Source organism: Tritonibacter multivorans, assembly GCF_001458415.1.
GTDB classification, from domain to species: Bacteria; Pseudomonadota; Alphaproteobacteria; order Rhodobacterales; family Rhodobacteraceae; genus Epibacterium; species Epibacterium multivorans.
The window spans coordinates 194,944-208,862 of the sequence record NZ_CYSD01000014.1 but is presented as its reverse complement, the minus strand read 5'-3'; the positions used below and the strand labels follow the sequence as shown (position 1 = coordinate 208,862).

Sequence of the window (13,919 nt, the reverse complement as noted above, 5' to 3'; positions counted from 1 at the left end):
CTATACGTCATTTGACGTATACTGCGATGCAGCATTCCCAGTGATCCTCTTTCTCAGCGGGCGGCGCAGAATCGCCCAAATCCTGAGCGCTGACAAGGAGGCGACATGACTGACGAAAGCTCCAAAAAACCAAATCAAAGCCAAAGCACCGGTATGAATCGCCGTGCCGTTCTGGCCGGTGGTACGGCCCTGACGGCATCGCTTTTCATGCCCAAGAACCTGATGGCGGCCGATTATCCGACCGCCGAGGTCAACACCACAGGTCTGGCTGTCACCGATGATACGGTGACCATCGGCATCCTGCATTCGATCACCGGCACCATGGCCATTTCCGAGACCGGCTCGGTTCAGGCCGAGAAACTGGCGATCGACCAGATCAACGCCCAGGGCGGCATTCTGGGGCGCAAGATCGAATACATTCAGGAAGACGGTGCCTCCGACTGGCCGACCTTTGCGGAGAAAGCCAAGAAGCTCCTGGTCAATGACAAGGTTGCATCCGTGATGGGCTGCTGGACCTCGGCCAGCCGCAAGGCAGTTCTGCCGGTGTTCGAACAGTATAACGGCTTCCTTTACTACCCGACCTTCTATGAAGGGCTCGAACAGTCCCCGAACGTGATCTACACCGGTCAGGAAGCGACCCAACAGATCATCGCGGGCCTCGACTGGGTCAGCGAAACCAAGGGCGCGAAGACCTTCTACCTTTTGGGCTCGGACTACATCTGGCCGCGTACCTCGAACAAAATCGCCCGCAAGCACATCGAAAACTTCCTCGGCGCGAAGGTTGTGGGCGAAGAATACTATCCGCTGGGTCACACCCAGTTCAACTCTGTCATCAACAAGATCCGCCTGAAGAAACCGGATGTGATCTATGCCATCGTTGTGGGCGGGTCGAACGTGGCCTTCTACAAGCAGCTGAAAGCTGCTGGCATCGACATGACCAAGGAAGATCCGATTGTTCTGACCATTTCCGTGACCGAGGACGAGATCCGCGGCATCGGTGGTGAAAACATCGAAGGTGCCTATGCCTGCATGAAGTACTTCCAGTCGCTGACCAATGAAAACAACATGGAATTCGTCAAATCCTTCAAAGAGATGTGGGGCGATGACATGGTCATTGGTGATGTGACACAGGCGGCCTATCTGGGTCCGTGGCTGTGGAAAGCCGCCGTGGAAAAAGCAGGCAGCTTTGACGTCGACAAGGTCCGCGCGGCAACGCCGGGCATTGAGCTGGGCACCGCGCCCGAAGGCTATGTCAAAGTGCACGACAACCACCACCTCTGGTCCAAGACCCGCGTCGGTCTGGCCAAGGCGGACGGGCAGTATGATGTGGTTTACGAGACCGCAGAGCTGGTGGAACCGGATCCCTTCCCGGAAGGCTACCAGTAAACCCCGACCCCTCCCTCGGGCAAAATCCCTGTTGGACCTGACCTGTTCAGGCCCACTTGGGCGGCTTGGCTTGTTGCGCGCCGGGCCGCCCCCCTTTGCCCTCCCTTCCCAAATTTCTTCCACGCGGGGTGTGCTGCATGTTTGCTGACTATTCCATGTCCGAGCTTGGCGCGATTTTCGCCATGCAAGGCTTCGCCGGCCTGATCCTCTTTTCCGTCTTTGTGCTAATGGCGCTGGGGCTGGCCATTATCTTCGGCCAGATGGGCGTCATCAACATGGCCCACGGGGAGTTCATGATCCTCGGCGCCTATGTCACCTATCTGGTGTCCAATTTCTTTGCTGCCTTCCTGCCGGGGATCTTCGGCATTTATTTCTTTATTGCCATGGGCTTGGCCTTTGTCGTCTCGGGCGGGCTTGGATTGTTCATTGAATGGGCGATGATCCGGCATCTGTACAAACGCCCGCTGGATACGCTGCTGGCCACCTGGGGGCTCAGCCTGATTTTGCAGCAGCTCTACCGCTCCATTTTTGGCGCCCGCGAAGTGGGTGTGACCATCCCCGACTGGATGATGGGGTCGCTGCCGCTCACCGATCTGATCGAGGTGCCCATAAACGGCATCTTTGTGATGGTGCTGGCGGTTGGCATTTCGGTTGCGGTCTATGTGATGATGTTCCGCTCGGGCTGGGGCAAGCAGGTTCGGGCGATCAACCAGAACCGGGTGATGGCGGGCGCTGTGGGCATCAACACCGAATGGACCGACCGGCTGACCTTTGGCATCGGCTGCGGGGTTGCGGGTGTTGCGGGTTCTGCCTTCACCATGATCGGCTCCACCGGGCCGACGGCAGGGCAGCTCTATATTGTCGACACCTTCCTTGTGGTCGTCTTTGGCGGCGCGGCGAGCCTTCTGGGCACAATTGCCAGCGCATTTTCGATCAGCCAGGCCCAGTCGATCATGGAGTTCTTCCTCTCTGGTTCCATGGCCAAGGTTCTGACCCTGCTGACCGTGGTCGGCATCCTGATGCTGCGCCCGCAGGGGCTCTTTGCCTTGAAGCTGCGCAAATAAGGAGACGTTTTCATGAAAACCAATACGCTTTTCCCACGCGCTGACATTATTGGCTTTGCCGTCCTCGCTGTGGTGATCTTTCTTCTTCTGCCGGCGGTTCTGGACAGCTTTCGTCTGAACCTCTTTGGCAAATACCTGACCTATGCCTTCGTGGCCGTTGGCCTGGCGCTGTGCTGGGGAGCGGGAGGAATCCTCAGCCTCGGTCAGGGGGTGTTCTTCGGGCTTGGCGGCTATTGCATGGCGATGTTCCTGAAGCTTGAGGCCTCCACGCCCGAGAACACCGCAATTCAATCCACGCCGGGCATTCCCGACTTCATGGACTGGAACCAGCTGACCGCGCTACCATGGTGGTGGGAGCCCTTCTACAGCCTGCCGTTCACGATCCTTGCGGTGGTGATGGTGCCCGTGGTCTTTGCCTTTGTCATTGGCGTGGCCATGTTCAAACGCCGGGTCGGCGGGGTCTATTTCGCGATCATCACGCAGGCTTTTGCCGCGATCCTGACGATCCTGATCATTGGCCAGCAGGGGTTCACCGGCGGCGTCAACGGGATCACCGATCTGCGCACGCTCTGGGGTTGGGACATCCGCACCGATGAGGCCAAGGAGATCCTTTATTACGTCAATGGCGTGCTGCTGTTTGCGGTCCTGTTTGCGGCGCAGTTTGTGCGCAAATCCAAGCTGGGCCGCCTGCTGATCGCCATGCGCGACCAGGAAGACCGGGTGCGGTTCTCCGGCTATGACGTCGCCAGCTTCAAGATCTTCATCTTCTGCCTCGGCGCGGCTTTTGCGGGCATTGGCGGTGCCATGTTCACCCTGCAGGTGGGCTTCATGTCGCCAACGCTGGTGGGCATCGTGCCTTCGATTGAAATGGTGATTTTCTGCGCCGTGGGTGGGCGCCTGTCGATCCTTGGCGCAGTCTATGGCGCACTGGTGGTGAACTGGGCCAAAACCACCTTTTCCGAAAGCTTCCCCGAGCTGTGGCTTCTGGGTCTGGGCGGGCTGTTCATCGCTGTGGTGATGCTGTTTCCGAACGGGCTGGCAGGCATCTGGTCCGAACAGATCGCGCCGCGTCTGACCAAGCTGATCTCCAAAAACACCAATCCTGCCACAGGGCAGGGCGCCCCGGCGGAGTGAGGACATCATGAACAAAATGAACGATAAATTCCTTCTGCGGGTCGAAGGGCTGACCGTCAGTTTCGACGGCTTCAAGGCCGTAAATGACCTCAGCTTTTATGTCGAACCCAATGAATGCCGCGTGATCATTGGCCCCAATGGGGCGGGCAAAACCACGGTGCTGGATCTGATCTGCGGCCGCACCAAAGCCACCGATGGGTCGGTCAAATTCAAAGGTCAGGAACTGCTCGAGATGCGCGAGGACCAGATCGTCCACGCGGGCGTCGGCCGCAAGTTCCAGACCCCATCCGTCTATGAGGACCTCACCGTCTTTGAAAACCTCGAGCTCAGCTATCCCAAAGGCCACGGCGTCTTTGGCGCGCTGACCTTCAAACGCGATGAGGCCGTCAAATCCCGCATCAAAGAGATCGCCGCGACGATCTTTCTCGATGGGATGCTGGAGGAAAAAGCCGCCTACCTCAGCCATGGGCAGAAACAATGGCTCGAGATCGGGATGCTGCTGATCCAGGACCCCGAACTTCTGATGCTGGATGAACCCGTGGCCGGCATGTCGGTGGCCGAACGCAAGAAAACCGCCGAGCTGCTGAACCGGATCATCAAAGACCGCAGCGTCATCGTGATCGAACACGACATGGGTTTTGTCGAAGACATCGCCACCCGCGTCACCGTTCTGCATCAGGGCAAAACCCTGTCCGAAGGCTCCATGGAGCGGGTGCAGAACGATCCCAAAGTCATCGAAGTTTACCTGGGCCATTAAGGAGGGCGCCAACGATGTTGAACGTATCAGAACTGCGCGCAGCCTATGGGGAATCCGAGGTGCTGCATGGGCTTAACCTCGATGTGAAACCCGGCGAGATCGTCGCGATCATGGGCCGCAACGGGATGGGCAAAACCACCCTGATGAAAACCCTGATGGGCATTGTGCCGGAAAAATCCGGCGCGGTGAGGGTGGGCGACACCCCGGTCACGGGGATGAAATCGCACCAAAGGGTCGCCGGGGGCATCGCCTATGTGCCGCAGGGGCGGATGATCTTTTCCGCCATGACGGTGCAGGAGAACGTGGAAACCGGCCTGACCGTGACGGGCCAGTCCAAAGTGCCCGACGACATTTACGAGCTGTTCCCCGTGCTCTTGGAAATGAAAAACCGCCGCGGCGGCAACCTGTCGGGCGGGCAGCAACAGCAGCTGGCAATCGCACGGGCTTTGGCCTCGAACCCCAAGGTGCTGCTGCTGGATGAACCCACTGAAGGCATCCAGCCCTCGATCATCCGCGAAATGGCCCGGACCCTGCGCAAGATCCGCGACCAGAAGGGGCTGTCGATTGTGGTCTCTGAACAGGTGCTGAGCTTCGCGCTCGATGTGGCCGACCGGGTGATGGTCATCGAGAACGGAGAATTCGTCCACGACAGCCCCCGCGACGGCATCGACGAGGCCAAGGTCTCCAAATTCCTATCCGTCTAATTCCGATCAAGAAGCAAACCAACAAGGAGGATATTTCCATGCCAGATACGCTTCACACCCCTGCGGATCCCGCCCCCGAGGCGACCTATTCCGCCGACACGCTGATCCGGGTAAACCTGGACGAAAGCCCGCACACCAACGAGAAAATCCACAACCGCTGGCACCCGGATATCCCGATGGTGGAATGGGTGGATCCGGGCGATGACTTCATCGTCGAGGCCTATGACTGGACCGGCAGCCAGATCTCCAACAATGACGATGCCTCTGATGTGCGCGATGTGGAACTGCCGCAGGTGCATTATCTGTCCGGCCCCATCGGGGTGCGCGGCGCGCAGCCGGGCGACCTTCTGGTGGTGGAACTGCTGGACGTCGGGCCGCTCAACCGCAGCCAATGGGGCTTCAACGGTGTGTTCTCCAAGAACAACGGTGGCGGCTTCCTGCAGGAACAATTCCCCACGGCGCAGAAATCCATCTGGGATTTCCAGGGCATGTTCACCACCTCGCGTCACGTCCCCGGTGTGCGCTATGCCGGCCTGATCCACCCCGGTCTGATTGGCACGCTGCCCGACCGCAAAATGCTGGATGCCTGGAACACCCGCGAAAAGGCGCTGTTTGACACCAACCCAACCCGCGTGCCTGCGTTGGCAGAGCTGCCCAATACGCAGGCCGCCCATATGGGCAAGATGACCGGGGACGCCCGCGCAGCCGCCGCAGCCGAAGCGGCCCGCACCCTGCCGCCGCGCGAGAACGGCGGCAACTGCGACATCAAAGACCTGAGCCGTGGATCGGTCTGTTACTTCCCGGTCTATGTCGAAGGTGGTGGTCTTTCGATGGGCGACACCCACTTCAGCCAGGGCGATGGCGAAATTACCTTCTGCGGTGGGATCGAGATGGCCAGCTGGCTGCACGTCAAGGTCAGCATCATCAAGGACGGGATTGCGAAATATGGGGTCAAAAACCCGATGTTCAAACCCTCCCCGATCACGCCGAAATACGACGACTACCTGATCTTTGAAGGCATCTCCGTCGATGAGGATGACAACCAGCATTACGTCGACATGACCGAAGCCTACCGCCAAGCTTGTCTGAACGCGATCGAATATATGACCAAATTCGGCTATTCGCGCGAACAGGCGCTGGCGATCTTGGGCACCGCGCCGGTGCAGGGTCACGTGTCAGGCATTGTCGATTATCCCAACGCCTGTGCAACGCTCTGGCTGCCGACCGACATCTTTGAATTTGACATGATGCCGGGTGCGGATGGTCCGACCAAGTTCCTTGATGGCTCTGTGAATGTTCCTGTGGCTCCCGATTTGTGAGTCCGCTCTGGCGGCGCCTTTCCGGTGCCGCCTTTTTTCAAGAAGGATCAGAAATGCCGATTTATGAATATTCCTGCCCCGACTGTGGCCCGTTCCAATCCATGGGGCGCATGGCGACCTCGGACGCGCCCTGTGGCTGCCCGATCTGTGGCACCGCCAGCCCGCGCATCACCGTCGCCGCCCCACAGCTGTCACGGTTGGACAGCGGTCGCCGGTCCGCGCATTCCGTGAACGAACGCGCCTCCCATAGTCCCAAATTCAGCCGCGATGTGGACCCTCGGATGAAAGGTCAGAAAATCACCCGCCGCCGCGAAACCAAAAGCGCGGACGGGGCCAAAAGCTTTGCCAATAAACGGCCATGGATGCTGTCGCACTGACGCCATCGGCCCCGGCGCTTAGCCAAAGGTTTCAAACTGGATCTGGCCAGCTGGCACCCCGCCTGCCTCAAGGCCCGATTGCAGATCTGCGACGAACCCGGATGGGCCACACAGCACAAATTGCGCCTTGGGGCCCGCCTTCAGCGCCAGAAGATCCCGCGCGGTGATGCGGCCCTCGGCATCGAATAGATTGCGGGTCCGGTCTGCGGCGTCTGGCGCAGAGTAAAACAGGCGCGCCTGGACTTGCGGGGCTGCGGCAACCAGACGCGCCACCTCGTGCTGCAAGGCATGATGGCGTCCGTTTCGCGCCCCATGCATAAACCAGACCTTTCGGTTGCGCCCTGACGCCGCAACGTGATGCAGCATCGCCAGCAGCGGGGTGAGGCCCACACCGGCGCTGACCAGAACCAAAGGACCGTCGCCACTGGGCAGTCCAAAATCCCCGGCGGGTGGGTTGGCAGTAATCACATCCCCGACCTCGATTGTATCGTGCAAAAAACGCGACGCGATGCCATTGGGATCGCGTTTGACCGTGATCCTGTAGGTGGGGGCTGCGGGGGGACCTGACAGCGAATAGCTCCGCTGCACCTTATTGGCCTGCCCCGGAACATCCAGAATGACCGGCAAATGCTGCCCGGCTGCAAACGGCGCCGGCCCGCGCCCATCCGCCGGGGTCAGGACGAAGGATGTGATGTCCTCTGCCTCTTTGACCTTATTGGTGACCACAAATTTCTGGGCCGCGTCCGCAGCGCTATCCCATCGCAGCGACAGGGCCATGGGGCGGTCGATCACCGCCTCCACCGCGACCTCGATCACCCGCAGCGCTGCGCTGTCGTCCGCTGCGTCCGGCGTCCAATCGATCGTCGCCCGCCCGCTCAGGTGCAGCAGCCCGCCGGTTGTAAAATCCACAAACAGCAGTCCTATGCGCGGATCCTCCATCAGGTTGCCAATCGTATTGAAGAAATTATTGCCCGCGTAATCGGGGATGCGCAGGCGCGTGGGGCTCAGCACGCGCACAAAGCCCGGCGCGCCGCCCCGATGCGAGGCATCAAACCCGTTCGAGGCCGCCTCTTCCCGGCGGCGCTGACCGGATCCGATGAACATCGTATCCGCCGCCGCGATCCGGGCGACCTGCTCCGGGTCAAGGGCCTGCGCGTGCCGCGCGTCTGCCGGTTGGGTGCGGTCCACGCGCCGCCAGTTTCGTTCGCTGATATACTGCGGACAGTTGCCAAAGCTCTGGCGGATGTCGATGACAAACCCCGTTTCACTGCGCCGCGTGCGGCCGCTCAGACGATTGCGGCGCCGGGTGGCAAGCTCAATCCCAATGAGGCCAATATCGGTGCCCGACTGCAGCGGCGCTGCCAGCGGATCACTGGCGTCCATCTGGGTCTGCACCTCCAGGGTTCGCGTGTCGGGCGACTGGACAAACCCATCCGGGCCCTCAACAATCGTCGTCCACACGCGGCCCTCGTCGTCGCTGGCCGCTGCCACAAAGAACGGCTGTGCCTCATAAAAGGTGCGATGCTGGTCCGGCATAAAGTCGCGAATAAACGGGGCCGCGCGCAGGGCGATGTCTCCGGCCCCAGCCCGCGCCTGCGCGGCCAGCTCGCCCGGATGAAACGGGGTGTCTTTGTCCAGCATCGTTTTGATCCTCATACCGGTGAAACAAGAACCCGGAGCCGCGCAACCGCGGCTCCGGATGCGCGTTTAGGCCGAAAGGCCGACCTTGGTGGCAGGCATGGGTTCAAACCCATCCAGCGCTTCAAACCGCGCAATCCAGGCCCGCACATTCGGGTAGGGATCAAGCGAGATGTTCCCCTCTGGCGCATGGGCGGTATAGGAATAGGCGGCAACATCGGCGATCGTGGGGCGGGTGCCCACCAGCCAGTCGCTGCCTTCCAGGCCGCGCTCCAGTTTCTCCAGCGCTTTGGCCCCGGTTGCGGCCGCAAACGCGGCATCGCGATCCGCGCCAAAGACGGTGATCAACCGCGCCGCTGCGGTGCCAAAGGCGATTTCACCCGCCGCCAGGGTCAGCCAGCGCTGCACCTCGGCCTCGCCCACGGCGTCGCCGGGCATCCAGTCGGGCGCGTATTTCCGGGTCAGATAGACAAGGATCGCGTTGGAATCGGACACAAAAACATCGCCATCTTCCAAGACCGGCACCTGCCCGTTGGGGTTCATTTCCAAAAACGTCGGGGTCTTATGTTCACCCGCCGCCAGATCGACAAAGACGGTTTCATGGGCAATGCCTGCAAGCTTTGCAAAAACGGTCACGCGATGGGCGTGGCCGGATTTGGGGAAGTCATAAAGGCGGACTGCGTTGGACATCTGTTTGCTCCTGTCATGTTCAAGTTTCGTGCTGGGACACAGATACGCCTTGCAGTGGCGCGCGATAATTGCCACCTTTTGGGAAACATTAGGCCCTAAGGGGGCGCAATCAGCATGGACAAGATCGACCGGATGCGCGCGTTTGCGCTGGTGGCCAAGAACACCTCTTTCACCCAGGCCGCGCAGCGGCTGGGGCGATCCGCGCGGCTGGTCAGCAAATATGTGGCTGATCTGGAAGAGGATCTGGGCGTTCAGCTTCTTTATCGCACCACCCGCAGCGTGTCCCTGACCGAAGCCGGGGCAACCTATCTTGCCATGTGTGAACCGCTTTTGGATGGGTTTGACGAATTGGAAGAGGCGGTCAAAAACACCCAATCCTCGCTGCGTGGGGTCATCCGAATTTCCGCGCCCACCGGGTTTGGTGCCCTGCGGCTTGCGCCGTCCCTCGCGACCTTTGCCGCAGACCACCCTGAAATAGAAATCGACCTGCAGCTGTCTGACCGGCGGGTGTCGATCATTGAAGAAGGGCTGGACCTTGCGGTGCGGATCGGCCCGATGCGGGACAGTTCGCTCATGATCCGCCAGCTTGGACCGATGCCGCTGATTGTCTGCGCCTCGCCTGCGTATCTCGATCGGGCAGGGCGACCCACGCATCCCAGCGCGCTGACAACGCATGAATGCGTGCGCCATGGCAGCCAGAGCGACACCACCATGTGGCGCTTTGACATGATGGGCGAAACCATCGCGGTGCCGGTGACAGGGCGGCTGACCGCAAATGCCCCCGCCGCCGCTGCACAGCTTGCGGCGGCCGGCGTGGCGATTGCCCGCTGCCCGGCCTATACCGTGGCCGAGATGCTGCGGTCGGGGGATCTGATCGAACTGTTCCCCAAACACCGCGTCGCCCCCTATGTTGTCGCCGCCCTCTTCCCCCAGAACCGGCGGCTATCAACGCGGGTGCGGGCCCTGATTGACCACCTCGCCAAGGATCCGCAGATCTGCGACGCGGGCGCCTGAATCTGAGCCTGAGCCTGAGCCTGCAAAGGCATCCCTCGGGATCAGGTCTCTTTAAACGCCCAAGGCATGCGCAGGGACACCCCCAGCTGCGCGCCCGTTTTGAAGGCCGACCGGCTTTCTGCGACCAGTTGCTCTCCGTGCGGTCCCAACAGGGTCAGCCGATACCGCCCCCCCAGATAGGTGCAGCGCTGCACCACGCAGCGCAGGTCGCCGGTTTCCGCAAGGACGATGTTTTCCGGCCGCAGACAGATGTGGTCAGGCTGTGCGGTGTCCGCCGCCACCGCAAACGACGCACCGTTGAGCTGCGCAACCAGCCCGTCCTTGTCCTGCCGCACGCCATCCAGCGGCAACACGGTGCCTTCGCCAACAAACCCGGCCACAAACCGGCTGCGGGGACGGGCGTAGAGCGCTTGCGGGGTGTCGAACTGGGCAATCTGACCCTGATCCATCACCGCAATGCGATCCGCCATGGCCATGGCCTCGGCCTGATCATGGGTGACATAGATCATGGTTGCCTGAGTTCGGGCGTGAAAATCCAAAAAAACCTCTTGCATGGCCGCCCGCAGCGCCACATCGAGGTTGGCCAGCGGTTCGTCCAACAGCACCGCTTGCGGGTCCGATACAAGACAACGTGCAAGGGCCACGCGCTGGCGCTGCCCGCCGGACAAATCCGAAGGCATCCGCGCCTCAAACCCGGTCAGGCCTGTCGCCTCCAGCGCGCGGGCGGTCTGTTCCGCGCGCGCTTGCTTTGACAGGCCCCGCACCTCGAGCGGATAGGACACATTGCGCCAGACCGTCATATGCGGCCACAGCGCATAGGATTGAAAGACAAAACCAATATTGCGCGCTTCGGGCGGCACAGATTGGCCCGTCGCCGCATTTGCGACCTCTTGTGCGCCGATGGAAATCGCACCGCGCGTCGGCGTTTCAAACCCGGCCAGCAACCGCAACAACGTGGATTTACCGCAGCCCGAGGGACCCAGCAGGGCGACAAATTCACCATCCGTGATCCGGGTGGTGATCGACCGCAGGGCAGGGGTGCCACCAAAGTGTTTTTCAACCGAACTGAGGCTCAGGTCTGCCATGGGACAACTCCTTTCGGCAGGCGGCGGGCGGACAGCTGCACAGCCGCCATCAGCGCAACAACCACCAGCACAATGGACATCGCCAAAGCCGAAGCCATGACCGTTTCACCGCTGTCATCAAGGTTGAAAATCACCACGCCCAGCGTCTCGGTCCCGGAGGACCACAGCAACGCCGACACGGTCAGCTCGTTAAACGCGGTCAGAAACACAAGGATCGCACCCGCGGCGGCAGAGGGGGCAGACAGTGGCAGGATGATCGTTCGCACCCGCTGGAACAGGGTCGCCCCGACCGACTGCGCGGCCTCGTTCATGGCCGGGTCCAGCTGCCGGAGGCTGGCTTGAATGGGCCGGAACATCACCGCGAGAAACCGCGCGAGATAGGCCAAAAAGATAATCCAGATCGTCCCATAGAGCGTCGCCTCGGTGAAGGGCAGCTTGATCAGCAGCAGGATCATGGCAATCGCCAGCACGACACCGGGCAGCGCGTAAGGCAGGTCCACCAGACTGTCGAACAGCCGCGCCAATCGCGTGGGATGCCGGTCCATCAACCAAGCCAACGGCACGCAAATGGCCATCAGCACAGCCGCCGCCCCAATCGACAACAGGAAAGAGTTCTGAAACGCCCGCGCCGTCATCGGCTGGCGAAACAGCGCCTCCTGCCAGGAGGCTAGCGTGACCGTATCAGGCCGCAGCGGAACGCCATAAGCAGGCACCAAAGAGGTCGCCAATAGCCCCAGCAAGGGCAGCACCAAAATGGCCGTCACCGTCAGCCACAGCCCGACCTCGACCGGCAGACGCAACCGCCCCAGCGGTATTTCCAGCGGCCGGGACACAGCCCCCACCAGATGCACCACCTGGCGCGCTTGACAGATCCGTTGCAGCACAATGCCCAGAATGGCCACCGCGCCAATCAGCATCGCCAGCACCGCAACCTCACCCAGAACCGCAGGCCCCAGCCCGGCAAGCTTTTGATAGATCAGGGTCGGCAACGTCGAATAGCCCGCCGGAATGCCCAGCATCGCCGGAATGCCAAAATTCCCCAGCGCGGTGACAAAGGTGATCGCGATGCCCGCCATCAGCCCGGGCAGACACAGCGGCAAAACAATCTGCCACCACAGGCGCAAGCCGCGCACGCCACTGATCCGCGCAGCTTCGACCACGTCCTGCGGGATCGCCCGCAGATTGGCGCGCAGGGTCAGAAACACAATCGATGTATGCTGCACCCCCAAAAGCAGAATAATCCCACCCGCAGAATAAAGCGGCTGCGGCGCGCCCAATGGCGGCGCCATCCCCAGCGTCCGGAGCAGCACCGAAGAGGGCCCCATAATCTGGGTCCACGACAGGGCGGTGATCTGTGGCGGGATCATCATCGGGATCATCAGACAGAACACCAGCGCCCCCTTGCCGCGCAGATCCGTCAACGCCACCAGAAAAGCAAAGCCACCGCCGATCACCAGCGAAACCAGAGTGCCCAGCCCAGCGGTGAACAGCGAGTGCCGCAATGCGCTGTGGGTCGAAGGTTTCGACAGAACATCCGTGATCCGGCCCAGGCTCAGCTGATCCCCCACCGTGATGCCTTCGACAAACAGCCGCAGGACCGGGGTCAGCGTCACTGCGATGGCAATCAACAGAACACACGCAAGCAGCCGGTCCTCGGACCGGCTGCCGCCAAATCTTATGCCGGATTGCATTACTCGGCCCCGAAGATCTCGGCGAATTTGGCTTTGTTGGCTTCCGCATTCTGAAGCGCCACAGCCGGGTCAAAGGCCATCAGCTTGATGTCTTCACGCGCAGGAAACCCTTCGGGCACACCCATGCCATTGCGTGCGGGGATATAGCCCATTTCCAGCACCAGATCCTGGCCTTGCTGGCTCAGCACAAAATCAACAAAGCTCTGTGCCGCCTCAAGGTTTTTGGCGGTGGACAGGATCGCCACCGGTTCGGTCACATAAGACACGCCTTCTTCGGGGAAGACAAATTCAACCGGTGACCCCTGCGCCTTGTTGCGGATGGCAAGGAAATCCACAACCATGCCATAGGGCTTCTCGCCCGCGGCCACGGCTTTGAAGGTGCCGCCATTGCCGCCTTTGGCCCGGGCATCATTGCTGGCCAGCTGGTTATAATAATCCCAGCCCAGATCCTTGTCGCCGGTCAGGGTCGCCAGATGGATCAGCGCCGCACCAGAGTAGAGCGGCGACGGCATGGCGATCTGACCTTTCAGCGCCGCATCTTTCAGATCGGCCCATGAGACAGGCGCGGTCTCTACGCCGGTGTTGTAGACGATGCCCGTCGTGATCAGCTTGGTCGAATGGTAATAGCCATCCGCACTGTACAGCGCTGGGTCATAGGCGGCGGCTTCTGGCGATTGATAGGCGGTCAGCAGACCCTCCTGCGCCATGCCTTCCAGCGTCACCGTGTCGGCAATCAGCAGAACATCCGGCTGGGGGCTGCCGGCCTCGATCTCGGCCCGCAGACGCGCCATCAGCTTGGTGGTGCCATCGCGCACCCATTCGACGTCGGTGCCCGGATTGGCGGCCATAAAGGCGTCAACCGTGCGCTGCGCATCCGCATTGGGCTGCGACGTATAGACGGTCAGGGTGTCGGCAAAGCTGGCCGTGGCAACACAGGCCAGGGCGGCGGCAGTCAGAAAGGACTTCATAACAGATCTCCAGTGACATGAAATTGCGAGCGAAAGATCGCGATGGAGCTGTTATTGCCGCGCTTTGCAAATTCTATGTGTGAAAACGATTG

Annotated in this window: 13 protein-coding genes; 8 read left to right on the top strand and 5 right to left on the bottom strand. The window is 61.0% G+C overall.

From position 1 onward, the window contains the following. The first annotated feature begins 105 nt into the window (after positions 1-105). The 7 genes from urtA (at position 106) to TRM7557_RS04945 (ending at position 6,741) form a co-directional block, all read left to right on the top strand. Positions 106-1,386, top strand: a complete 1,281-nt coding sequence (urtA, locus tag TRM7557_RS04975; RefSeq protein WP_058289112.1) for an urea ABC transporter substrate-binding protein — start codon at positions 106-108, stop codon at positions 1,384-1,386. 137 nt (positions 1,387-1,523) lie between these two features. Next, positions 1,524-2,450 (top strand): urea ABC transporter permease subunit UrtB, encoded by a 927-nt coding sequence (urtB, locus tag TRM7557_RS04970; protein WP_058289111.1) that lies wholly within the window; start codon positions 1,524-1,526, stop codon positions 2,448-2,450. Between the two features lie 12 nt (positions 2,451-2,462). After that, positions 2,463-3,584 carry an urea ABC transporter permease subunit UrtC gene (gene urtC / locus TRM7557_RS04965; protein ID WP_058289110.1) on the top strand — a complete coding sequence of 374 codons (1,122 nt, stop codon included), beginning with the start codon at positions 2,463-2,465 and terminating at the stop codon, positions 3,582-3,584. 16 nt (positions 3,585-3,600) lie between these two features. After that, positions 3,601-4,341: an urea ABC transporter ATP-binding protein UrtD gene (gene urtD / locus TRM7557_RS04960; protein ID WP_058289147.1), complete on the top strand. Its 741-nt coding sequence runs from the start codon at positions 3,601-3,603 to the stop codon at positions 4,339-4,341. A gap of 14 nt (positions 4,342-4,355) precedes the next feature. Beyond that, a complete protein-coding gene (gene urtE / locus TRM7557_RS04955; RefSeq protein WP_058289109.1) occupies positions 4,356-5,045 on the top strand; it encodes an urea ABC transporter ATP-binding subunit UrtE in 690 nt (229 codons plus the stop codon). A gap of 38 nt (positions 5,046-5,083) precedes the next feature. Next, positions 5,084-6,364: a formamidase gene (fmdA, locus tag TRM7557_RS04950; RefSeq protein WP_058289108.1), complete on the top strand. Its 1,281-nt coding sequence runs from the start codon at positions 5,084-5,086 to the stop codon at positions 6,362-6,364. Positions 6,365-6,417: 53 nt separating this feature from the next. Further along, the gene (locus tag TRM7557_RS04945) at positions 6,418-6,741 is read left to right on the top strand and encodes an FmdB family zinc ribbon protein (RefSeq protein ID WP_058289107.1); all 324 of its coding nucleotides are present in this window, start codon (positions 6,418-6,420) and stop codon (positions 6,739-6,741) included. Positions 6,742-6,759: 18 nt separating this feature from the next. Here the strand turns inward: TRM7557_RS04945 and TRM7557_RS04940 are convergent, their stop codons facing one another. Continuing rightward, complete coding sequence (locus TRM7557_RS04940; RefSeq protein WP_058289106.1) at positions 6,760-8,382, bottom strand: FAD-binding oxidoreductase; 1,623 nt, start codon at positions 8,380-8,382, stop codon at positions 6,760-6,762. A gap of 66 nt (positions 8,383-8,448) precedes the next feature. Then, positions 8,449-9,069: a glutathione S-transferase family protein gene (locus TRM7557_RS04935; protein WP_058289105.1), complete on the bottom strand. Its 621-nt coding sequence runs from the start codon at positions 9,067-9,069 to the stop codon at positions 8,449-8,451. Between the two features lie 114 nt (positions 9,070-9,183). Between TRM7557_RS04935 and TRM7557_RS04930 the strand changes: the two genes are divergently transcribed. Next, positions 9,184-10,083 (top strand): LysR family transcriptional regulator, encoded by a 900-nt coding sequence (locus TRM7557_RS04930; RefSeq protein ID WP_058289104.1) that lies wholly within the window; start codon positions 9,184-9,186, stop codon positions 10,081-10,083. 41 nt (positions 10,084-10,124) lie between these two features. Here TRM7557_RS04930 and TRM7557_RS04925 read toward each other — a convergent pair whose 3' ends face one another. From TRM7557_RS04925 to TRM7557_RS04915, 3 genes are read right to left on the bottom strand one after another with little or no spacing between them, the layout of a single operon-like run. Next, entirely contained in the window at positions 10,125-11,168 is a 1,044-nt protein-coding gene (locus tag TRM7557_RS04925) for an ABC transporter ATP-binding protein (protein ID WP_058289103.1), read from the bottom strand. Beyond that, complete coding sequence (locus TRM7557_RS04920; protein ID WP_058289102.1) at positions 11,156-12,859, bottom strand: ABC transporter permease; 1,704 nt, start codon at positions 12,857-12,859, stop codon at positions 11,156-11,158. Before TRM7557_RS04920 ends, TRM7557_RS04925 begins: the two co-directional genes overlap by 13 nt. Next, complete coding sequence (locus TRM7557_RS04915) at positions 12,859-13,827, bottom strand: ABC transporter substrate-binding protein (RefSeq protein WP_058289101.1); 969 nt, start codon at positions 13,825-13,827, stop codon at positions 12,859-12,861. Before TRM7557_RS04915 ends, TRM7557_RS04920 begins: the two co-directional genes overlap by 1 nt. Positions 13,828-13,919: the final 92 nt, after the last annotated feature.

Coding starts and splice junctions, on each gene's coding strand:
- urtB (WP_058289111.1), top strand. CDS start 1,524: ATGTTTGCTGACTATTCCATGTCCGAGCTTGGCGCGATTTTCGCCATG.
- urtE (WP_058289109.1), top strand. CDS start 4,356: ATGTTGAACGTATCAGAACTGCGCGCAGCCTATGGGGAATCCGAGGTG.
- TRM7557_RS04935 (WP_058289105.1), bottom strand. CDS start 9,069: ATGTCCAACGCAGTCCGCCTTTATGACTTCCCCAAATCCGGCCACGCC.
- TRM7557_RS04945 (WP_058289107.1), top strand. CDS start 6,418: ATGCCGATTTATGAATATTCCTGCCCCGACTGTGGCCCGTTCCAATCC.
- TRM7557_RS04930 (WP_058289104.1), top strand. CDS start 9,184: ATGGACAAGATCGACCGGATGCGCGCGTTTGCGCTGGTGGCCAAGAAC.
- TRM7557_RS04920 (WP_058289102.1), bottom strand. CDS start 12,859: ATGCAATCCGGCATAAGATTTGGCGGCAGCCGGTCCGAGGACCGGCTG.
- fmdA (WP_058289108.1), top strand. CDS start 5,084: ATGCCAGATACGCTTCACACCCCTGCGGATCCCGCCCCCGAGGCGACC.
- urtD (WP_058289147.1), top strand. CDS start 3,601: ATGAACGATAAATTCCTTCTGCGGGTCGAAGGGCTGACCGTCAGTTTC.
- urtA (WP_058289112.1), top strand. CDS start 106: ATGACTGACGAAAGCTCCAAAAAACCAAATCAAAGCCAAAGCACCGGT.
- urtC (WP_058289110.1), top strand. CDS start 2,463: ATGAAAACCAATACGCTTTTCCCACGCGCTGACATTATTGGCTTTGCC.
- TRM7557_RS04925 (WP_058289103.1), bottom strand. CDS start 11,168: ATGGCAGACCTGAGCCTCAGTTCGGTTGAAAAACACTTTGGTGGCACC.
- TRM7557_RS04915 (WP_058289101.1), bottom strand. CDS start 13,827: ATGAAGTCCTTTCTGACTGCCGCCGCCCTGGCCTGTGTTGCCACGGCC.
- TRM7557_RS04940 (WP_058289106.1), bottom strand. CDS start 8,382: ATGCTGGACAAAGACACCCCGTTTCATCCGGGCGAGCTGGCCGCGCAG.